We start from the raw sequence: 21,060 nt of genomic DNA, 5'->3' as shown, positions 1-21,060 counted from the left end.
CCGGTCACTGTTCGAAGAGGTGGCGCAGCAGCAGGTCCCGCACCCCGGTGGCCGCCAGGCTATCGCCCTGCAGCAGGTGGGGCGCCGTGGTCATGAACAGCGGGCCGGCATCCGGGCTGTCGGTGACACGGCCGTGGGAACCCTTGACCAGGCGGGCATCCAGGGGGATGACGTCCATCAGGTAGCGGAACCCCAGCAGCTTCTTCAGCAGGATGCCGGCGATCTTGAGCTTGGGCAGGGCGATGGCCGGGTCCAGGAACAGCTCGCAGGGGTCGTAGCCGGGCTTGGCGTGGATGTTCACGGTGCGGGCATAGTCCGGCGCCCTGGCGTCGTCCAGCCACCAGTAATAGGTGAACCAGGCGTCCGCTGCCGACACCAGCACCACTTCGCCGGCGCGCTCGTGGGCCAGTCCCAGGGCCCGCTTGCCCTCCCCGTCCAGCACCTGCTCCACGCCCGGAACCTGGGCGAACAGGACCTGGACCCGGGGGATGTCCCGGGGGTCGCGCACGTAGACGTGGCACAACTGGTGATCCGCGACCGCGAAGGCCCGGCTGGCCATGGGGTCCAGGTATTCCCTGCCCTCGTCCACCTTCAGTGCCAGCAGGCCGGCGTCGCGCAGGATGCGGTTGGGGTGGACGGGACGGCTGACGGGGGTGATGCCGTATTCGGACAGCACCACGACGCGACAGCCCCGCTCCTGGAAGTAATCCAGCAGACGACCGCACAGGGCATCGATCTCGGCCAGATCCCAGGCGAGATCCCCGTCCGGGCCCACCTTCTGCAGGCAATAGTCCAGGTGGGGCAGGTACACCAGTTGCAGGCCGGGCCGGAACTCGTCCTCGACGGCCATGGCGGAGCGGGCGATCCATTCGCTGGAGACGATGGAGGTGGCGGGCCCCCAGAACTGGAACAGGGGGAAGCGCCCGAACGCCCGGTTGTAGCGTTCCCTCAACTCCGGCGGCTGGCTGTAGCAGTCGGGCAGCTTGCGGCCGTCGGCCAGGTACAAGGGACGGGGCGTGAGGGTGATATCGGCGTCGGTGTTCATGGCATACCACCAGAAGGTGTTGGCCACGGTGCAGCCCGGGTCCCGGCTGCGGGCGGCGTGCCAGACCTTTTCGCCCTGGATGAGGGTGTTGGACTGGCGCCAGAACAGGACTTCCCCCAGGTCGCGAAAATACCATCCGTTGCCGACGATGCCATGCTCGCTGGGCAGCTTGCCCGTGAGGTAGGTGGCCTGCACGGAACAGGTCACCGCCGGCGTGACGGTGCGGATGGGCACGCCCTGGGACAGCAGGGCCGAGAGCCGGGGGGTATGGCCCCGCTCCAGGAGGTCCCGGGTGAGGCCGACTACATTCAGTACTACGGTGCGATGCATGGGATGGATGCCTGTGGGGATTGTCCGTTAGAGGGCATTGCGCCTACCCAGTCCAGCCCTGGGTCCGGGGGAAGTCCAGGCTCGCCCGCAGCCAATCCAGTTCCCGCACGATGGAATCCGTCACCGATTGCTTGCGCAGTTCCGGCGGCAGCACGTCCCAGGTATAGGTCTCCACCTCCAGCAGGGCATCGGCCGGCAGCAATGGGAGGAGGCCCAGGAGAAAATCCTGGGTGGTGCCGTAATCTGCCGTGCCGGACAGGAAGATGGGCACGTGGAAATGGCAGCGCCACTCCTCCCCCGGGTCCCGGCGGGCCAGGGCCTCGCCCAGGTCGGCATGGCGGTCCAGGCTGCCGTCCCGGTTGCGGACCACCACCTGGTGCAGGTAGACGGCTTCGTCGAAGGGACGCAGCCGGTCCCGGTGCTCGCCGTCCACCCGCAGGGCCGATGACACCTGGAACTTGGCGATGTGAATGCCCGCGTCCACCAGGCGGGCCAGGGACGCGCGGGGATCCTCGAATTCCACCGCCTGGTGGCAGCAGTCGTAGCACAGGCCCAGGTAGGGGCGCAGCGTTCCCGGCAGGTCCAGTTCGGCGAAGAAGCGGCACGCCTCCTCCGTGGTTTCCAGCAGACAGCCCGGCTCGGGCTCCAGGGCCAGCCGGATGAGGCGGTCCCGCCGCTCATGGATGTCGGCCAGGTGGGCCAGGACCGACTCGAGCCGGGCACGGAAGGCAGGCATATCCGCCCAGCCCACCGCGCCCTTGAAACCCAGGGGCACGCTGGAAATGGACCCTTCGACGCCCTCAGGCAGCCAGCCTGCCAGCAGGTCTGCCAATCGCCGGGTGTAGACGGCCCGCTCGGGGGCGCGCCAGTCCGGCAGGTAGACGTTCTCCTTGACCCGCTGGCCGTGGAAGGCACCGTAGGGAAAGCCATTCAGGGTGGGCACGAAGCAGTCCTGCCGGGCGAGCCAGGCGGTGAACTCCGCGTTCGCCGCCGCGTCCAGTTCCCGGGCCGCCCGCTCCGCCAGGCGCAGGCCGATGGGAAAGGCCGCATCCGGGCTGAACGCCGCCTTCACCGCGGGAATGTGGCGCTGCAGGGCGGAGAAGACATCCCCCCAGCCCTCGCCGGGGTGGATGTTGGTGCAATAGGTTATCAATGGCTGATCAGGGGGCGATCAATTCGCCACGAACTTGGGGCACTGGCCCATGAAGCCCTTGGGATTCTCGTAGAACACCTGGTTGACGGCGGACTCCGGGTGGCCCCGGCGACGCATCTCGTTGGCGCATTTGAGAATCGACAGGGGGTCGCTGACGCTCCAGTCGCCGGAGGAGTTGATGCACAGGCGCTCGGTGCCGTAGATCTCCACGGCGTCGATGGCCCGCTCCGGGCTGCCCTTGGAGTTGGGGTACAGGGTCATGCCGAACCAGAAGCCCCGGTCCTTGATCTCGCCGATGGTGTGCTCCTCGGCATGGTCGATGAGCACCCTGGAAGGGTCCAGGCGGGACTCGTTGCGGATCATGTCCATGATCATGCGGGTGCCCTTGAGCTTGTCCTCCAGGTGGGGGGTATGGATCAGCACCAGGTCGTTGCGCTCGGCAGCCATGGCCAGCTGACGCTCCAGCACCGCCATCTCGTTCTTGCTGTTCTTGTTCAGGCCGATTTCGCCGAAGCCCAGCACGTTGGGCCGATCGATGAACTCGGGGATCATGGCCAGCACCTCGTCGGCCAGCTTCAGGTCCTCGGACTCCTTGGAGTTGAGGCCGAGCCAGCAGTAGTGCTTGACGCCGAAGCGGGCGGCCCGGGCGGGTTCCACCACGGTGAGCTGGTGGAAGTAGTCCCGGAAGCAGGCCGCGGAGGCGCGGTCGTAGCCGGCCCAGAAGGCGGGTTCGGCCACGGTGTGGATGCCGCTGATGGTCATCCGCATGTAGTCGTCCGTGGTGCGGGAAATCATGTGGATGTGGGGGTCGATGGCCTTCATTTCGCCGCTCCTTTCCAGGCGCCGTAGGCCTTCATGCCCACCGCGCTCTCCAGGGGCTCGGCGGTGGGGTCGCTGAGGGCGACCTGCACGGCCTTGGCCCGGTCCTGGGTGGCTTCCCGGGTGATGTCTAGGATGCGCAGGAAGGCCTGGTAGCGGAAATCCGCCTTGGCCTCCTCGGCGCCTTCATAGCGGTCGATGCGGTCCAGGAAGGAAGCGATGTCCATGATCCGGGATCGGTTTTCGATGAAGTAGAGGTCGAGGATGTCGATGGCCCGCATGGGGCCGTAGGGTCCGCTCATGAATGAACTCCTGGATGGTTATTTTGCTCGGGAGCCCCTCTTGGGCACCCTCTATTAACTATATCGGCTGATTTCCGAGAATCTGCAGGGTGTGGTCTTGCAAAGGTTCAGGTGGGATCACTCGATGATCAGGTCATCCATGCTGCGGCGATCCTTGGTCGAACCCACCACCGGCTCGCGCCCGCCCCGCAGGATGGAATTGCCTTCGTAAAGGGCACGCTGGTCGATGGCCTGGGGGTTGAGCCAGTCCTCCTCCTTCATCTGGCCGCTCTGCCCGTAGACGTCCAGGGCGTTCTGGTAGCAGGCCAGCCGCACCTGGTCGGCGGGGATGCCGGTCTGGATGGCCAGCTGGGCGGTCTTGGCCACCGCCAGGACCTCGGAGATGCCCCAGTCGCAGGCGGAATCGACGATGACACGCTCCGCGCCGTACTTGCGCAGGATCTCCACCATGCGCACGTTGCCCATCTTGGTGCTGGGATAGATGGAGAAGCCCGCCCAGAAGCCCCGGTCCAGGACTTCCCGCACGGTCTCCTCGTTGTTGTGGTCCACCACCACCTTGCCCGGGTCCACGCCGTGCTCGATGCAGACGTCCATGGAGCGGGAGGTGCCGTTCTTCTTGTCCCGGTGGGGGGTGTGGATCATGACCGGCAAGTCCAGTTCCTTGGCCAGTTCCAGCTGGAGCCGGAAGTACTTGTCCTCCAGGGCCGTCTGCTCGTCGTAGCCGATCTCGCCGATGGCCACCACCCCTTCCTTCAAAGCGAAGCGCGGAATCAGTTCCATCACGCCCTCCGCCAGTTCCTCGTTGTTGGCCTCCTTGGAGTTGAGGCCGATGGTGCAGTAGTGGCGGATGCCAAACTGGCTGGCCCGGAAGCGCTCGAAGCCGACGATGGAAGAAAGGTAGTCCAGGTAGGAACCCACGTTGGTGCGGGGCTGGCCCAGCCAGAAGGCGGGTTCTATGACGGCCACGACCCCGGACGCGGCCATGGCCTCGTAATCGTCCGTTGTGCGGGAAATCATGTGGGCGTGGGGGTCGATGAACATCATGCTCAGCCTCTCTCGGTCAATGCCATCTGTTGTTGTTGGTTACCTGCGGGGTCAGGCCAATGTGGCCCAGGAAAGCCTGCCAGAAGCAATATCCTGCGCCAGGTCGGGGAGCCGGTTCAAGCGCTCCTTCGCTCCCGGATCCGGACTGGCGGCCAGGGCCATGGCGGCCGCCTTGCGTTCCAGGGGTGAACCGGTGGCCAGCACCCGGTCCAGGTCGTCCAGGGCCTCACCGGTGGCGAAGGGCCCCACGCAGCGCCAGATCTCGTGGGGCACCTGGCGGCCGGCGGCCCAGCGTTCATGAGCGAAATCCCGCATGATGCGGGCCAGTTCCTCGTTGGCGCGAGCGTCGAGCCCCTCGATGGGAGCCAGGGGGCTACCCACGAAAAGCGCCTTCAGCACCATGTGGTTCCAGCGGTGGGCATCGAAATGCCGCATGGGATAGGGGTTGTGGTGGGCGATGGCGTCGAACACGGAGCGCATGTTGGTGCGCAGGCCCTCTCCTACCTGGGGTTCCAGGCTTTCTGGCACTGGATACAGGGGCAGGCCCCGGTACAGTGAGATGGACTCCGCCAGGTCCGCCGTCTGGCACAGGGTGCGGAAACGGGGAGCGAAATCGGGGTCTTTCTCCGGCAGGCCGGCCAGCAGCAGGATCCGTCCCGCGTCCACCAGGCTCCAGGTGCCCGGCTTCCAGCCTTCGATGCATCGGTCGGCAGCCTGTTCCTCATCCGGCGTCAGGTCCAGCATGCCTTTGCCAAGGCGCCTGGGCACCAAGCCGAAGGCCACGTGCAAAGCCACGTTGCCTTGCTCCGCGGCCACCCGGACCGCCTGGTTTGCAAGCCAGTCCCGGGTATTCCCGTCTAGCCTGCGGAATATCCACTCCTTCAGCAAAGCCACTGCGGCATCACGCATCTTGTCCCCTTGTTCGTCTTTCGCAACCCCGGGCATTCTACGCATGGACGCGGCGGCGCAATATCCTCGACAACGTCCAAAGGAGTCCCGCAAGAACCAGGCTGGACAAGAAGGCCAGGCCGAAGCCACCCTCGGAGTACCCGATCATGACGGCGGTGGCGTAGCAACCGGCAACCGCCAGGGAGGACAACAGCGCGGCCAGCATGGCTGTCCTGAAAGGCACCCCCAGGCTGCCGGTAATCACCGCGGTGGCTTCCGCCAGCACGGGCACGGGTCGCGAGACCATGATCCAGACCGGGGCTGACCGGGCCGCCTTGCGGCCAAGGTCATCCCACAATTCGGGCCCCACCCACTGCCGGAGGGACTCCCTGGACAACATCCTGCCCAGCACGTAACCACTGGCGAAGCCTCCCATCATGCCCAGGACGATGGCCGCCCCCCCCAGGAGCGGGCCAAGGAAAAGGCACAAGGAAATGCTCACGACGCTGCTGGGGATGGGCAGGGCCAGGTCAACGGTCAGGAGGGCGATGCCCACCGCCGCCACGAGCAGCGCCGTGTCCCCGCTGCCCAGCAGGGATGGCGCAAGCCGTTCGATCTGTTCCCCCCAGACCACGAAGGGGAGGATGATCGCCGCCGCCAGCACCACCAGGACCACTGCCAGCTTGCCCCGGGGCGACAAGCTCCGGGTCAGGGGCAGAAACACTTCAAGCGCCCTCCCCCGTCATTCTCAGGCTCTTGGGGGGCTCATGGAGGGTCTCGCTCCATTGGTTGGGACCGGGGCGGTCAGCCAGTTGGGCGATGCAACGCTTCATCAGCGCCACATCGATCTCGTGGGCTTCCACCTTGCAGCCGATGCCCTCCAGGAGGGGGATGGACAGGTCACCGCCCAGGTGTTCGCGGAACTCGTCCAGCGCCCTTTCCACCTCGAGCCAGGACAGGGCCGGGTGGTAGAGGCTGAAGCCCAGGGTCTCCAGCAAGGTCATGATGCGGCGGAGATCCAGTTCCCCCAGCAACCCGAGATGATGGGAATACATGGAGTCCAGGGCGATGCCAATGGCGACGGCCTCGCCGTGCTTGACCTCGCTCCGGGAGAGTTCCTCCAGCTTGTGTGCCAGCCAGTGGCCGAAGTCCAGGGGGCGGGAGGAGCCGAATTCGAAAGGGTCGCCACCCTGGCCGATGTGTTCCAGATGCAGTTCGGCGCAACGCTGGATCATGTGCCGCATGGGCTTGTGGACGAAGCTGGACAATGCCTCCCGGTCCCGGTACATCTGATCGAAGAACGCCCGGTCACGGATCAGGGCCACTTTCACTGCCTCGGCAATGCCAGCTCGCTTGTCCCGGGCGGGCAAGGTTTCCAGGAAGGCCGAATCATTGACGACGGCGAAAGGCGGCGCGAAGGTGCCAAGGAAGTTCTTGCGCCCGAAGGCGTTGACGCCGTTCTTGACGCCGATGCCGGCGTCGTTCTGGGCCAGCACCGTGGTGGGCATCCGGATCAGGCGTACGCCCCGGTGGGCCGTGGCCGCGGCATAGCCCACCGCATCCAGCACCGCCCCGCCGCCAATGGCGATGATGTAGGAATGCCGGCAGACCTTGTGGCGTTCCACCAGCGCATGGATGCGGCCCACCTCGTGGGGTTCGTGCTTGCAGACCTCCCCGCCCCTGACGAGAAAGGGGGGCGCCACGAATTCCAGCACTTCCTTGTGGGCATCGCCGTAGCGGCTGATCCGCTCCAGGAGCCCGGGCGTAAGCGCGGCCACCTCGCTGTCGATGACCACCAGCGCCTTGTTGTGGGGCCGACCGCCCTGGCGGATAACGTCCACCAGGGCGGTGTTGTGGGCAGAGAAGACATCATCCGTGAAGACGACGGGGTAGGAAAAGTTGACGCTGAAGCGTTGATGGATCGTGGTCATGTTGCCTCCGGGCTGGCTTCGAGGATCACGCGGGCGGCCTCTGGGCAGGCCCCCCGTGGCTCCAGTGAATCAAAGGCCGCGATAGATGATCTCCAGGGCGGTGACGGCATGGGTGGTCGCCAGGTGAGGATCCCGCTCCCAGAATCGTCCGTTCTGGTGGTTGATCCAGGATCCGTCGCTGCCTTGCAGGTCCAGCAGGCGCTTGGCCAGGGCCGGCCGCCACTTGACGGATTGACCGTTCTTGAGGGGGAGCTTGTCGATGCCGGCGACGCTCAGTCCCTTGGCCAGGGTGTGGTAGTAGAAGAACAGGCCCGCCTGGCCCATGCCGGGGTTTTCTTCCAGGTTGAAATTGCGGTTGATCCACTCCAGCACCCCCTTCACGCGGGGGTCCTTCACGTCCACCTGGGAATAAGTGAGGCTCAGCAGGCCGTTGTAGCTGGCGCTGCCGTAGGAACGGTAAACCACCTTGCCGTCGGGCAGCGTGTCCTGGCCGGCCATGCTGTTCTCGGGGAAATAGATGAACCCGCCCTTGTTCTGGGCGTCGTTGCTGGCCCAGGGCTGGTCGTTGGTGCCCTGGAGGTTCTGGGTGCGGGAAATGAACTGGGTGACGGCCTTCCAGTTCAGATCCTTGGCTTCCGGATCATTGGCAACGTCGCTCTTGAGATATCGGGTGTAGTAAAGCGCCTCCAGGGCGGTGGTGGTGTTGTTGATGTCCGAGTGCTGGTAGCTGCCGCTGTAGCCCATGCCGCCGTCCAGGGGATGGTCGCCCATGCCCTTGTTGCCGAAGTCGTCCTGCTGGCTGATGAGGAACTTGCGCCCGTTCTTCAGGATGGGCTCATAGGCGGCGTTGTTGGCAACGACAAACGCCAGCATGGACAGGGCGGTGTTGTAGTTCGGCAGGTCCTTGACGTAGATGCTGCCGTCCGGCTTCACGTTGCTCACCAGGTAGTCGTAGCCCAGCTTGATGTTCTGCTCGTACTTGCGCTTGTAGAAGCCGGATGGGTCCCCCTGGAACGCCGTCAGGATCATGGCGGTGAGGGCGGGGTGCTCGGTCTGGGCCCAGTACCCCCCCGGCTGCTGCTTGTTGGCAAGCCAGGTCAAGCCCTTGCCGATGGCGTGCTCCACCTCGTTGCGCAGGGATATGTCCGGTTTGGAACCGGTGACTACCTTGTTGTTGGCGGCGTGGGATGCCAAGGGCAGGATGCCCAGACTTGCCACAAGGAATAAAGAAGCCAGCTTGTTCATTCATTCTCTCCAAAGCGCATTACTTGACGGGAACAACGACCACATCCACCGGCGTGCCGACGGCGGGCACCGTGCCTTCCTTAACGAACCATATTCTGTTGCTTTCTCCCCCCGGCGAGGCGTTGTCGATCAGCGCGACGGGGTCGTGCCAGATGGCGGCGAAGGAGCCGGAATCCTGGGCCTGGAACCGCCCTTGCCAGCTGAAGGAACCCGTATAGACCCATTTCATGGGCCCGACATCCTTGTCCCCTTCAGGGAACTTGTTGATCAGCCACTTTTCCGCCGGCAATTCCGCTCCGTCCTTCTGGCGGATGACGATCCTGATGGCGTCCCCCTGGGGCAAGGACGGATCACCCTGGCCAGCCAGTTTTTTTTCACTGCCTTCGTAGCCCAGCAGGAGGAAGGCGACCTGCAGGTCGTACCCCTCCACCCGGGTGTTCAGCAGGCTTTCGTGGGTCTTTCCCTTGCGGTGCACGATGAGGTACTCGAGCATGCCCTTGTCCTGGTTGACCTGGGCGGGAAAGGTGATGGAACGACTTTTCTTGTCGATGACGATGTCGCCCAGGCGGAACCGGCCCTCCCCCACTTTCTCGATCGCCGCGGGCGCGGGGTCGGCCTGGGGAATATACGTATCCGCAGCAGCGGAAGACCCGGCAAGGGCAGCCATACATGGAACGACCAGCAACTTGGCCAGGGAAACTCCGAATTTCAATTTCATGTCTACCCTCTAATTTTGACCGTTAACTGCGTGACTCTGGGGAAATGGGCGCTTCTCTTGCATTTCCGACTCCATCCTCAAGGCTTGCGTGCGAAGGCGAAACTGTGGGGCATGGGTGGTGGCAACGGCTTCACCTGGCAATCGGTGAAACCGGCCTCCTGCATCCATTCGATCAACTCCGTCTCCGCGAACACCCACCCGTTCTCGGTCGTTAGAGCCATGTTGACGGCGAACAGGGCGCTGAATTTCGGCCTGGTGTGGGAGGCGTCCGTCATGAGGTCCATGACGTGGACGACGCCCCCGGGGTTGAGGGCGTCATAGGCCTTCTTCAGCAGGCTGCGGATGCTCTGGGGCGATTCCTGATGCATCATGCCGAAGAAGTTGATGACGTCATTGCCTCCGGGGAAGGGGGTGGTGCGATAGTCCCCTGCCAGGGTTTTCACCCTTTCGGCATACCCTTGCTTGTGAATGAGTTCCTGGGCCACCTTCACCACGTCGGGCAGATCGAGCACGGTGCAGGCCATCTCCGGGTAGGCCTGGGCGATCAGCACCGAATAGGTCCCCGGACCGCCGCCGATGTCCAGCAGAGTCTTGCGGCCGTCCAATTGCAGTTCCCCCAGGACGGAGCGACCGATGGCCAGGGCCCGGTGATGCATGGACAGGACGAAGGTGCGCGTGCGCTCCGGGTCCTCACCCAGGTGGAACTCCGGCTTCTCCACGGGCGTGCCATTCTTGACGAAAGTGGCGAGTTTTCCCCATGCCGGATAGACGTCACGGTTATAGCGGATGGCGGCGGACAGGTCTCCCGGCGACCCCGGCACCAGGAAAATCCCGCTTTCGGGCGTATTGGAATAGCTGTTCCCCTCTTTCCGCAACAGGTCCAGGGCGACACAGGCATCCAGCAAAAGACTCGTTCCCCGGGGATCCAGGCCCAGGGCTGAGGCCAGGCCACCCGCTTCGGACGGGCCGAGTTCTGCCAGCTTGGCGAAAATTCCCAGGTCCGACGCCGTAAAAAGGACGCAGGAGTCGAAAAAGGCACTCGTCATGCCAATGATGCGTTCAGGGTTAGGCAATTTTTTCTCCATCGATTTCCTCCAAGCAATATTCACACCATGGACCGCCAAGGCCCGTTTTACCTGAGTTTCGCCCTGCAGGAAGCCATGCATGGCCCATCATGCGAAAACTATTCCGACACTTCAGCCCTTGCCCACGACCTCCTGCAGCAGACGATACGTCTCATCCAGGCCTCCTTTCCTGTCGGCACGGGGGGCGTAGCGCTCCCGGTCACAGACATCGAACAGGGACTTGCACTGGCCCAGCAGAGGCTCCTCCATGCCGACGTCCCGCAACACCAGGTCCACGATGTCCCCGGTTATGCCCCCCGGCGCGAGCCCGATGCTTGCGCCCAGGTGGCCTTGCAATGCCCTGAAAGCTGCCCTGTGGAACCGTTCAGGATCCTCGGCCACCAGCGCATCCCTGGCTTCCGCAAGCCAATCACGGGGCGGTGGATGGGCATTTGCGTGCCCTGTCTGGGCCACGTCCGTGACCGGGCGCTTCCGCATCCAGCCATAAACGCCCAGACACATCAGCAAGCCCGTGCAAAGCAGCGCAGCCCAGGTGAAGAAGTCCGTTCGGTCTGTAACAGCCTGATTCGGTCTCGCGTCCTGCTCGGGCAATGCGCTGGCCGGCGTGGCGGGCTGAGCAACCCGGGGGGGCCTGACAGGAACCTGCACGGCATCGGCGGAAACCATCCGGTACCTCCCGGTGCGGGGGTCGAAGAAGCTGATGGCCGTGGCTGGCACAGTCAGTCCGGATGCAGCTTCGGCCACCAGCACTTGCTCACAGGAAAGGGATTCCGCCGTGCGCCGTGACCGAGGCGGGTAGGACCGCACGCCGTGGAGCTCCAGTTTGGGACAGGCAAAGGCTTCGATATTTCCCTCTCCGCGAATCACGGTCGTTACCGTGAGGGGGTCTCCCCTCTGGACTTCACCGGGGTTGACCTGCCGGTCCAAGGTGAATCGCCCGATCGCACCCGTGAAGCCAGCAGGTCTGCCCTCCCGAGGCAGGGGCAGCACATGCAGGTTGGCGGACGGGGACTCCAGCTTCAGGGGCGTCGGCTCGTTGTTGCCAAAGAAGGCCGCAGCACCGGACCCTGGCAGGAGGACCTCCGCCTTCAGGGTGGCAGGACCGACCTGATAGTCGCCGCTCCTTGAAGGCGTCAGGCGCGCAACGAACTCCTGGGCGTCCAGGGTCCTGCCTTCATGCTCGAGGGCTTTCTGCCTTGGCGGCCCGAACTCGGAAAGCCTGTACCCCGTACCTGCCAGGGTCGGGTATTGGACGTTGCGAAGCGGTTCCTGGCCCACCACCAGCGTGACGGTGACCTCGATATCTTCACCGGGATAGGCCCGGTCCCTGCCAAGACGCAAGTCCAGCGTCGGGCCACTGACCGTCGAGTCCGATGCTTCCAGGGCAGCACCGCCGGCGTGGTGGGGAACATGCAAACCTAGCAGGAAAACAAGGAGCGCCAGCCTGGCGGAGCTGAAGGTATTTCCGGTCATGGGTTCACCAATCCCTGTCCGGCCTGGACAGCCTGCCCGGATCACCGCCGCCATGCAGCGTACCCGCCGGCAAGTCCCGGCCGCGGGCATCGTTCAGCATTCGTTCCACTTCAGCCTGGCCCAGCCGCTTTCGCGTCCTGCCGCTGGCTGACAGGTCCTTGCTGGCCTCGGGATCGCCCTCTGCCCTGGACTGGGCCGGGCTGGCGGGGGCGCCGGAACGGGATTCGGTTCCAGACGCTTTCTCACGCGTATCGGCCTGCTTTGGACCGCTCCGTGGCGCCTGTTCCTTTTGTTGTTGCCCGCCCAATGCCTGCACGCGTTCCCTGGCCAAACCGAGGTTGCTGCGGACGTCCGTCGCCTCCGGCGTCATGGCAAGGGCTTTGACGTAGTCCGAGATGGCCGCTTGGAAAAGACCCAGGGCAGCGATCTTGTCCCTTGAGGCGGCCTGCTCGGCCTGGCGGAACAGGCTGTTGCCGCGGTTGTAGAGCAATGCCGGCATCAGCTTCGGTCCCGCCTGGGCCATGGCGGCGTCGAACTCCCTTTGGGCCGGGGCATATTGTCCGTTGCGGTAATAGGTGACGCCGAGATTGTAGCGGAGGGACGCAGCGTCGACCCCCAGGGCAGCAGCCTGAAGGAGTGCGGTCCGGGCTCGCTCCATTTCGCCTGCACGAAGGTGCTGTTCTACCTTGCGCTGGGCCAGGCTGGCGAGATCCTGGCGCAGGGCAAGAAGCAGCGCGGCCAGAAAGGCCGGGATCAGCACGAAGAGGGCAATTCGGCGCTTCATGTCCGGCGTCGCAACGCAATCAGCGGTTCCGCGAATAGCAGCAGGACCGCCAGCGCCAGGGGGATCTGGAAGCGTTCCACCCATTGCTGCCTGCTTCGGCTGAAGTCCTGCCTGGCCAGGGCGCCCAGGTCCCGTTCATAGAGGGTCTGCAGGGCCCGGGGATCGGCAGCCAGTTCCCACAGGCGGCCGCCGCCGGCAGCGGCCAGGGACTGTAGCTGGCTGGTGCTTGGCCGGCTTTTCACGATTTCCCCTTCCCTGCTCTTGAGGAAGCCGCCCCCCGGGACGGGAATCAGGCCCCCATCCCGAGTTCCGGCCGCCAAGGCATGGACCACGACACCCCTGGCTGGCAGGGCAGCGGGCAAGTCGACATGCTCTCCGTGGTCTTCGCCATCGGTGATCAACACCAGGACCCTACCTCCACCGGCACGGTCGCCAAAAACCCGCCTGGCCTCGCCGAGGGCGCTGGCCAGGGAGGTGCCGCCCAGGGGTATCGTGCCCGGTCCGACCTCCCCAAGCATCTCGGCAAAGGTGGCGTAGTCGCTGGTCAGGGGGCACACCAGGAATGCACTGCCGGCGAAGGCGATGAGGCCGATGCGGTCGCCGCGCAGCCGGGGCAGGAGGTCGAACACGGCCCGCTTTGCCACCGTCAGGCGGTCGGGGTGCTGGTCGTCGGCCAGCATGCTGCGGGACACATCCAGGGCGATGAGTATGTCCACCCCCCGGCTGGATTGTTCAGTGACCTCCTGACCCCATTGAGGGCGGCACAGGGCGGCGACGAGCAGCAGGAAGGCGACCATCCGAAGGGCGAGGCCCATTCCTGGACGGACCCGATCCTTTCCGGACATGGCTTCCCCTGGCCCCCTGAGCTGTTGCAGTGCCTGAGCCCGCCTGTGGCCGGCGCGACGCATCAGGACAGCCACGGGCAGGGCCAGCAACAGGAACCAGGCAAAGTGGGGGGCAGCCCAGTGCATATCAGTACGGCCCTCGCCGCCCTGACCATACTGCCCCCCCCTCGAGGGGCATCGAACGTAGAAACCCTGGACCCTGTTTCATCTCAGGGTACCCTGCGTAACAGGGTGGCGCCCAAGGCCAGTTCCAAAGCCCATGCCGCCAGGGAAACGGCGAGCAGCAGGGGGAACAGTTCCTGAAAGGCGTAGTAGCGCTTGTGCTCCATGGGACGTTTTTCGAGGCGATCGATTTCCCGGAACACCTTCTCCAGGCTGTCCCGGTCATCCGCCCGGAAATAGGCGCCGCCTGTGGCGGTGGCGATCTCCCGCAATGTTGCTTCGTCCAGGTCCGCACCGACCGTCCTGTAAAGCGTGCCTCCGAGGGGGTTTTCCATGGGGATGAGGGATTGGCCCCGGGAGCCGATACCGATGGTGTGGACGCGGATGCCCAGGGTCCTGGCCGCCTGGGCGGCAAGTTGCGGCGTGGTCGGGCCCGTGTTGCTGCGGCCGTCGGTGATCAGGATGATCGCCTGGCTCCTGGATATGTCTTGTCGAACAGCGTTGCCCGACGGGCCCCGCAGGCGGTTCAACGCCGCAAGGATGGCTTCCCCCAGGGCGGTCCCATCCTCGATGGCACCGGCCTGCAGCCCCAGGGTGGCGTCGCGCAGCCAGGCATGGTCCAGGGTCATGGGCGCGGCCGGGTAGGGTCGGGCCGCGAAGGCCACAAGCCCGATCCGGTCTCCAGGACGCCCCCCGAGAAAACCGGAAACCACCTCCTTGGCCATGGCCAGCCGGTTCTTCCTGGGAGGGGATGCTTGGGAATCCTCGGCCAGCATGCTGGTGGAAAGGTCCAGGGCGATGACCAGGTCCACGCCTTTGCCGTGTACGGTGGACTCCTGTACCACCGCCTGGGGCCGGGCAAGGGCCAAGACCGCCAGGGCCACCCACAACAGGCGTAAATAGGGCAGATGGCGAGCCAGGCGAGCGCGGGGCGTGTCCGGCAGCGTACACAGGAGGGCGCCGTCCGCCATGGCCAGGGCGTCCCCCCTGCCTTCCCGCCCGCGCAGATGGAGCCCCCAGGGAACCAGGAGCAGCAACAGCAATAGCCAATGTGGGTCATGGAACCTCACGCGGGCTCTCTTTCTGCCAGGGCACGTCCCAGGACCAAGGCCGCGGCAAGAGCCTCCCGCACTTCTTCAGGGCAAGGCGGATGGGCGCCGAACTTGACCCGGTCGCCCAGTCCGAACAACCGTTCCAGGGAGTCCAGGGCATTCGGGGCGGCAGCCATGGCCTTACCGGAGCGCTGCATCACTTCCACCGACGTCAACCGCCGGGCAGGTATGCCCTGGCTGGCATCCAGGGCATCGCGTACCCACGCGTCGAGACCGAGTACCAGAAAGACATCCGTACAACGACCCAGGCGATGTTCCTCCAACAACCTTTCAAGCCTGTCCACGGGAGCGGGATCGGGCGGCGGCGAGGTTGGATTGCCCTGGGCATCTTCCGGCTTGCGGCGCAGCACCCGGTACAGCAGCACAGCCAGCAGCAGGACACCGGCAGTCAGCAGGAAAGGCGGCATACTCTCCACGGGAACGGGGCCTCGGACATCCCGCAGCAAGGCTTGATCCGCCAGGGCCGGCGAAGCGAGGAACAGCAAGGTAGGGAGTCCCGGGCGAAACAACATCAGCGGCTGAGCCGCTGCCTGCGGCCCTGGAAGAAACGAACGAGGGTCTGCGCCGTCGATGTGGCCGTGTCCATGGACAAGAGTTCCACGCCGGCCGAGGCCAGGGCCTGGCGCAAGGACTGCCGCCGTGCCATGGCCTGCTCCCGGAAGGCTTTCCGCACCCGGGGGGCAGACGTGTCTATCAGGCGCAGCCTGCCAGTCTCAGCATCCGCCACGCGCATCAGGCCTACATCCGGCAAGGCCTCGTCCAGGGCATCCGTTATGGAAACCGCCACGACGTCATGCCTCCTTGCGGCGGCGGCCAGGGGCAGGCGGAAATCTCCAGCGAGGAAATCGGAAATGATGAACAGCGTGCTGCTGCGCCGAAGCACGCGTTCCAGATAGTCCAGGGCCAGGGCCAGGTCGGTGCCCTGTCCCGTGGGGGTACGGACCAGCACCTCGGCCATGAGGCGCTGGGCATGCCGCATTCCCTTTCCCGGGGGAACATAACGCTCCACCCGGTCCGTGAAAGTCATCATGCCCACCCGGTCATGGCTGCGTGCGGCGGCGAAGGACAGGAGGGCACAGACCTCCGCCGCGACCCGGCTTTTTCCGCGCCTCGGCGTGGCGCAGTTCAGGGACGCGGACTGGTCGAGAAGCAGCATGACCGACATCTCTCTCTCCTCCACGTACTGCTTGATGAAGGGCCTGCCGGCCCGGGCAGTGACGTTCCAGTCGATGCTGCGGACGTCGTCTCCCGGCTGATACTCGCGCACCTCCTCGAATTCGATGCCGCGTCCACGGAAGACGCTGCGGTACTCCCCGGCGAAGAGGCTGGTCACCAGCCGCGCGGAAAGGATTTCCAGGCGGCGCAACTCCGCGGCCGGCCAGGCGGGCGCAGCAGGATCGCGCGGGAACATCGCCTCAGGGCACCTCGGTCTCGGCCAGCAGGCGGGCGATGATGGCTTCCACCGTCACCCCCTGTGCGTCGGCCTCGTAGCTGGTGATGATGCGATGGCGCAGGATGTCGGGCGCGATGTCCTTGATGTCCTGGGGTACCACATAGCCACGGCCGCGCAGGAAGGCCAGGGCCCGGGAAGCCAGCATCAGGTTGATGCTCGCCCGGGGCGAGGCGCCATAGGTGATGAACGGCGCCAGGTCGGCGAACCCGCAGGCCCCGGGGTCCCTGGTGGCAAACACCAGGTCGATGATGTATTGCTCGATTTTTTCGTCCAGATAGACGGCTTCCACCAGGGCGCGCATGCGCACGATGTCATCCGGATGGACCAGGGGCCGCAGTGCCTCGCTTGCGCTGATGCGACCGGAGCGGCGCATGATCTCCCGCTCCTCATCCCGGGACGGATAGGTGATGGCGATCTTGAGCATGAAGCGGTCCATCTGCGCCTCGGGCAGGGGATAGGTACCTTCCTGCTCGATGGGGTTCTGGGTGGCCAGCACCAGGAACGGCTCGTCCAGGCCATAACAGGCGTCGCCGATGGTCACCTGGCGTTCCTCCATGGCCTCCAGCAGGGCGCTATGCACCTTGGCCGGGGCCCGGTTGATTTCGTCGGCCAGGACGATGTTGGCGAAGATGGGGCCCTTGCGGGTGGTGAAGGCACCGTCCCGGGGGTTGTATATCAGGGTGCCGATGAGGTCCGCGGGCAGCAGGTCCGGCGTGAACTGGATGCGCTGGAAGCGGGCGTCGATCAATTGGGCCAGGCTCTTGACCACCTTGGTCTTGGCCAGGCCCGGCACGCCTTCGATGAGGATGTGCCCGTTGGTGAGCAAGGCCACCAGGATGCGCTCGATGAGGTACTTCTGGCCAACGATGACCCCTTCCATGGCGGCCACGACGCGCTGGACCAGTTCCTGTTCCCCTTTGGTCTCCTTGATGGGATTATCCAATTGCCTGGTCTCCTGATGCATGGTGTCGTCGAATATCCCTGGCCTGGCGCAACCAGAGAATGGGGCAAGCATAAAAGAAGGCCTTGTGCTGTGCCATGGGCAAGGGGAATTACACCATTGCCCCGCGCTCATGCGACCTGGAGGCCAATGGGCCGGGGGTTGCAGACCAGGAACCGCCCCCGCGGCTTCAGACAGCGAGGCATCCTGCTTGCACCCTCATTTGAAATAGGCGCAGCGCAGGTGTTCCTGGTTCGCCGCGTCGAAGCATTGTTGGCGAGCCGGGTCCTGCTCGTTGGGATAGGACGCCTCGCACACGGCTACCGACGCTTCCCGGGTTTCGGCGCACTTCTGCTTCTCCTCGGGAGACAACTCCTTTAGCTTGCGTTGCTCCCCCTGTCCCGCAGCCTGGTCCTGAACTTCCCTCTCAGCCGTATCCTTCCTGGCCAGGAAGACCCATTCCAGATAACTCTGCTTTTCCTCGAACTCCGCGTAATCCTTTGCAAACCCCCCTTGTTTCAGAGGAATGCCCATGGACAGGCTATAGACGCCGACGATCTCGTTACCCTCCTTGACCTCGCCCCATTGCTCGCCTTGGGTCATGGGGTCGCGATAAAGACGGCGCAGGTGGCGTACCGCATTGGGGAAGCGGTTGTCCTTGACCAGGTCTGAAAGCGACGCAGGGTAGCGTTTTGCCTGCCCGGGCGTAGCCCGGTAATAGCTCTCCAGGGCCCGGCGATACTGGTCTCCCACGAACAGCAGCTCGGCCTCCTTCTCCCTTCGGGCGGCGGTCTCCCATACGGTACCCACCGCCGCCAGGGCGATGCCCAGCACCATCATCAGGAAGAGGAGCCCCAACAGGGTGAAACCCGACTCTCGCTGGGGCAACATGGCTACCAATCGGCGTAGGGGCTGCCGTCCAGGGCGGTGCCCTCCGCGCCGCTGCGCACGTCGCGGATGCCTTCGGTGCCGTCCTCGGGAGCCACTTCCTGCCAGGTCTGATCGCTTTCCGTGACGGGGTCCTTTGGGAGGGCGCGCAGATAGCGGCGCTCCACCAGGCTATCCAGGCTGCCGGGCCACTGGCCGACGTCCGCGTGGTACTGGTCGATGGCGTCCCGCATGGTGGCCAGATTTTCCCTGAGGACAGCTTCCTTGGAGCGGTCCACGTGCTGGAAATAGCGCGGCACGGCCAGGCTCAGCAGGGTGGCGACGATGGCCAGCACCACCAGCAGCTCCACCAGGGTAAAGCCGGCTGCCCGGCCGCGGTCCGCATCCAGATCCTTGGACCGGCGACTCCGCTGCTGCCCACCGCCCACTGCCCACTTTCCGATGTTATTCATGACTCACCATTGCCTGTAGGGCACGCCGTTCAGTCCCACCCTTTCCGACAGGGAAAACACGTCGTAGACGTCTTCGCCCTCCATGGGCTCATCCGGGGCGCTGGCATAACTGCGCTTTCCCCAGGTCTCCCCGGCCGTGGCCTCCCGGTCCGGGGAAAAGGGATCCCTGGGCAAGCGGCGCAGGAAATAAAGGTTGCGACGTTCCGGGTGGGTGATGTCCGGCACGCCTTCCACCAGAAGCTCCAGTCGTGGAGGATAGCCGGATGCGTCCGCGGGAGACTCGACGCGCTTGTCCAGCACCGCCTGGTGATAGGCATCGATGGCGGTGCGGAGCTGCCGCAAGGCCGTGCGCAATTCGGCTTCCTTCTGTCGCGTGCTGGCCACTTCCAGCAAAGGCATGCTGAGCAAGGCGAGGATGCCCACGATGGCCACCGTGATGATCAACTCCACGAGGGTGAAGCCCCGCTCCACCCGGCCCAGGTTTCTCATTGCGCCTCCTGCCGCTCCTCCTGGCCAGGTATCTGGGGCTCGGGCTCGTTGGCATCCACCGGTGGCCGTCCCGGCTGGGGTACGGCAGGCAGGCCTGGCATGCGGCTGGCAGGGCGCAGCCGCAGGGGCTGGTCGGACGCGTTGCCGTCCGTGCCGGCGAAGAACTCGCCGTCCTGCAGGGAGGGCCGTTCCACGTTGCGAATGATGCGGGGGGTGATGAGGAGCACGATCTCAGTCTTGTTCTTTTCGTCACGGTGGCTGGAGAACAACCTGCCGAGCAGGGGCAGGTCCCCCAGGCCGGGCATCTTGCTGACCCCGGCCCGGTCCTCGTCCGAGATCAGGCCCGCCAGCACCTGGGTCTCGCCATCCTTCAGGCGCAGCACGGTGGTGGCGTTGCGGCTGCCCAGCTGGTAGGTGAGCGTGCCGGTGCCGCTCTTGACCTCGCGCACGATGTTGGACACTTCCATGCCCACCTTGATGGAGACATCCCCCTGCAGTTGCACCTGGGGCTCCACGTCCAGCTTGAGGCCCACGTCCAGGTAGGAGACGGACTCAGAGGTGACGCCGGTGGAGGTGACGTTGGAAGTGATCACCGGCACCTTGTCGCCAATGTGGATCTTGGCCTTTTCCTTGTTCTTCACGCGGATGCGGGGGTTGGCCAGAAGATTGACGTCGCCATCCTCTCCACGCGCGACCACGCCCGGAGCCGGACTGATGGCCGTGGTCTTCGAGTTGATCCTGCGCAACAGGTCCAGGGTCAGGGGCACATCCGTGTAAGTCGTGGTGGACGCGATGGTATTGCCCGAGGAATCGAGAATGTTGGAAGTCAGGGCCTGCTTGCTCAACAGGCTGAGCTGGTTTGGCCACTGCACCCCCATTTCCTGCAGGGTCGAACGTTTCACCTCCATGACCTCCACCTCCAGCATCACCTCGGCCTCGGGGCGATCCGCCAGGTTCACAAGCCGCTCCACCAACCGCACCGATTCTGGGGTGTCCCGCACCATGATCATGTTGAGGCGCTCGTCCACGAACACGTCCCGCACCCTGGCGATGGTCTTGATCATGACCAGGGCCTGCTTGGCGTCGGCGTTGGAAAGGAAGAAGCTTTTCACCACCAGGTCCTGGTATTCCTTCTGCTTGGCGGGGATGTTGGGATAGATGATCAGGGTGTTGGCGTTGAGGACCTTGCGGGCCAGCTGGCTGGTTGCCAGGATCATGTCCAGGGCGTCCACGATGGCGGTGTCCCGGGCGAACACCGTGGTGCGCTGGTCCACGCGCACGTCCTTGTCGAACACGAAATTCAGGCCGGACTGCCGCGACAGGGCCTCGAATACGCCCTTCAAGGTGGCTTCGCGGAATTCCAGGGTGACGGGACGGCGCAGGGCGGCCGCCAGTTGGGGCATGACCACGCCCGCGGGCCTGCCGGCCTTTTCCTCCACTTCCTTGAGCAGTGCCTTGGCCTCGGCATGTTCCGGCGCCTGGGCCAGGACGCTGCGACTCAGGTTTCGGGACGTTTCGAAATCCCCGTTCTTCAGGGCGGCTCCGGCCTCGGCAAGCATGCCCTTGCTCCGCCTGGCAGCTTCCACGGCGGCAAGCCCGGCGGGGGCTCGCTGGTTCTCCCGATGCACCCGAAGCACTTCGCGGAACAGTCCCTCGGCCTCGTCCAGGTTTCCAGCCTGCAGGGCGCCCTGGCCCTGGGCGAGGAGACGTCCCACATGGGCCTCCCTGCTGCGCAACAGGGCAGCCCGGTACCCCAGGTTCTTGGGTTGCTCCTTCACGGCCTGTTCCAGTTGCTGCAGGCCTGCCTCGGTCTTGCCTTCATTGATCAGGCGTTCGCCTTCCCGGAAGGCCTTGTCTGAAGCGCAGCCAAATGCGATCAGTGTCGCCAGGGCCATCAAGACA

22 protein-coding genes are annotated in these 21,060 nt (G+C 65.0%); all 22 read right to left on the bottom strand.

Going from position 1 to position 21,060, the window contains the following annotated elements:
• Positions 1-4 precede the first annotated feature (4 nt).
• The 22 genes from H6935_01910 to H6935_01805 all read right to left on the bottom strand — a co-directional run bounded on the left by H6935_01910 (position 5) and on the right by H6935_01805 (position 21,053).
• Entirely contained in the window at positions 5-1,375 is a 1,371-nt protein-coding gene (locus H6935_01910; GenBank protein MCP5277100.1) for an alkaline phosphatase family protein, read from the bottom strand.
• A gap of 43 nt (positions 1,376-1,418) precedes the next feature.
• Positions 1,419-2,528 (bottom strand): metabolite traffic protein EboE, encoded by a 1,110-nt coding sequence (gene eboE, locus H6935_01905; GenBank protein MCP5277099.1) that lies wholly within the window; start codon positions 2,526-2,528, stop codon positions 1,419-1,421.
• A gap of 18 nt (positions 2,529-2,546) precedes the next feature.
• On the bottom strand, positions 2,547-3,350 hold the full coding sequence (locus H6935_01900) for a TatD family hydrolase (protein ID MCP5277098.1): 804 nt from the start codon (positions 3,348-3,350) through the stop codon (positions 2,547-2,549).
• On the bottom strand, positions 3,347-3,628 hold the full coding sequence (locus H6935_01895) for a hypothetical protein (GenBank protein MCP5277097.1): 282 nt from the start codon (positions 3,626-3,628) through the stop codon (positions 3,347-3,349). Before H6935_01895 ends, H6935_01900 begins: the two co-directional genes overlap by 4 nt.
• 138 nt (positions 3,629-3,766) lie before the next feature.
• The gene (locus H6935_01890; protein MCP5277096.1) at positions 3,767-4,690 is read right to left on the bottom strand and encodes a TatD family hydrolase; all 924 of its coding nucleotides are present in this window, start codon (positions 4,688-4,690) and stop codon (positions 3,767-3,769) included.
• A gap of 54 nt (positions 4,691-4,744) precedes the next feature.
• Positions 4,745-5,602 (bottom strand): EboA domain-containing protein, encoded by an 858-nt coding sequence (locus H6935_01885; protein ID MCP5277095.1) that lies wholly within the window; start codon positions 5,600-5,602, stop codon positions 4,745-4,747.
• Between the two features lie 37 nt (positions 5,603-5,639).
• Entirely contained in the window at positions 5,640-6,305 is a 666-nt protein-coding gene (locus H6935_01880) for a VTT domain-containing protein (GenBank protein MCP5277094.1), read from the bottom strand.
• A 1-nt stretch (position 6,306) separates the two neighbouring features.
• Complete coding sequence (locus H6935_01875) at positions 6,307-7,512, bottom strand: 3-dehydroquinate synthase (GenBank protein MCP5277093.1); 1,206 nt, start codon at positions 7,510-7,512, stop codon at positions 6,307-6,309.
• A 69-nt stretch (positions 7,513-7,581) separates the two neighbouring features.
• On the bottom strand, positions 7,582-8,757 hold the full coding sequence (locus H6935_01870; GenBank protein ID MCP5277092.1) for a terpene cyclase/mutase family protein: 1,176 nt from the start codon (positions 8,755-8,757) through the stop codon (positions 7,582-7,584).
• Positions 8,758-8,776: 19 nt separating this feature from the next.
• The gene (locus H6935_01865; GenBank protein ID MCP5277091.1) at positions 8,777-9,475 is read right to left on the bottom strand and encodes a hypothetical protein; all 699 of its coding nucleotides are present in this window, start codon (positions 9,473-9,475) and stop codon (positions 8,777-8,779) included.
• Between the two features lie 77 nt (positions 9,476-9,552).
• The gene (locus H6935_01860; protein MCP5277090.1) at positions 9,553-10,521 is read right to left on the bottom strand and encodes a methyltransferase domain-containing protein; all 969 of its coding nucleotides are present in this window, start codon (positions 10,519-10,521) and stop codon (positions 9,553-9,555) included.
• A gap of 150 nt (positions 10,522-10,671) precedes the next feature.
• Entirely contained in the window at positions 10,672-12,033 is a 1,362-nt protein-coding gene (locus H6935_01855) for a BatD family protein (GenBank protein MCP5277089.1), read from the bottom strand.
• A 4-nt stretch (positions 12,034-12,037) separates the two neighbouring features.
• The gene (locus H6935_01850; protein ID MCP5277088.1) at positions 12,038-12,817 is read right to left on the bottom strand and encodes a hypothetical protein; all 780 of its coding nucleotides are present in this window, start codon (positions 12,815-12,817) and stop codon (positions 12,038-12,040) included.
• Positions 12,814-13,788: a VWA domain-containing protein gene (locus tag H6935_01845; GenBank protein ID MCP5277087.1), complete on the bottom strand. Its 975-nt coding sequence runs from the start codon at positions 13,786-13,788 to the stop codon at positions 12,814-12,816. Before H6935_01845 ends, H6935_01850 begins: the two co-directional genes overlap by 4 nt.
• A gap of 83 nt (positions 13,789-13,871) precedes the next feature.
• The gene (locus tag H6935_01840; protein ID MCP5277086.1) at positions 13,872-14,894 is read right to left on the bottom strand and encodes a VWA domain-containing protein; all 1,023 of its coding nucleotides are present in this window, start codon (positions 14,892-14,894) and stop codon (positions 13,872-13,874) included.
• Positions 14,891-15,421 (bottom strand): hypothetical protein, encoded by a 531-nt coding sequence (locus H6935_01835; GenBank protein MCP5277085.1) that lies wholly within the window; start codon positions 15,419-15,421, stop codon positions 14,891-14,893. The genes H6935_01840 and H6935_01835 overlap by 4 nt, the downstream gene beginning before the upstream one ends.
• A gap of 26 nt (positions 15,422-15,447) precedes the next feature.
• Complete coding sequence (locus H6935_01830; protein ID MCP5277084.1) at positions 15,448-16,347, bottom strand: DUF58 domain-containing protein; 900 nt, start codon at positions 16,345-16,347, stop codon at positions 15,448-15,450.
• Between the two features lie 4 nt (positions 16,348-16,351).
• Entirely contained in the window at positions 16,352-17,353 is a 1,002-nt protein-coding gene (locus tag H6935_01825) for an AAA family ATPase (protein MCP5277083.1), read from the bottom strand.
• Between the two features lie 195 nt (positions 17,354-17,548).
• Positions 17,549-18,220 (bottom strand): type II secretion system protein, encoded by a 672-nt coding sequence (locus H6935_01820; GenBank protein ID MCP5277082.1) that lies wholly within the window; start codon positions 18,218-18,220, stop codon positions 17,549-17,551.
• A gap of 2 nt (positions 18,221-18,222) precedes the next feature.
• Entirely contained in the window at positions 18,223-18,669 is a 447-nt protein-coding gene (locus tag H6935_01815) for a prepilin-type N-terminal cleavage/methylation domain-containing protein (GenBank protein ID MCP5277081.1), read from the bottom strand.
• Positions 18,670-18,672: 3 nt separating this feature from the next.
• The gene (locus tag H6935_01810; protein ID MCP5277080.1) at positions 18,673-19,158 is read right to left on the bottom strand and encodes a type II secretion system protein; all 486 of its coding nucleotides are present in this window, start codon (positions 19,156-19,158) and stop codon (positions 18,673-18,675) included.
• On the bottom strand, positions 19,155-21,053 hold the full coding sequence (locus H6935_01805) for a type II secretion system protein D (GenBank protein MCP5277079.1): 1,899 nt from the start codon (positions 21,051-21,053) through the stop codon (positions 19,155-19,157). The genes H6935_01810 and H6935_01805 overlap by 4 nt, the downstream gene beginning before the upstream one ends.
• Between the last annotated feature and the right edge of the window lie 7 nt (positions 21,054-21,060).

It is taken from the genome of Thiobacillus sp. (genome assembly GCA_024235835.1).
In the GTDB taxonomy this organism is placed as follows: domain Bacteria; phylum Pseudomonadota; class Gammaproteobacteria; order Burkholderiales; family Thiobacillaceae; genus PFJX01.
The sequence above is the reverse complement of the archived record's forward strand: the minus strand, read 5'-3'. Positions and strand labels throughout refer to the sequence as shown.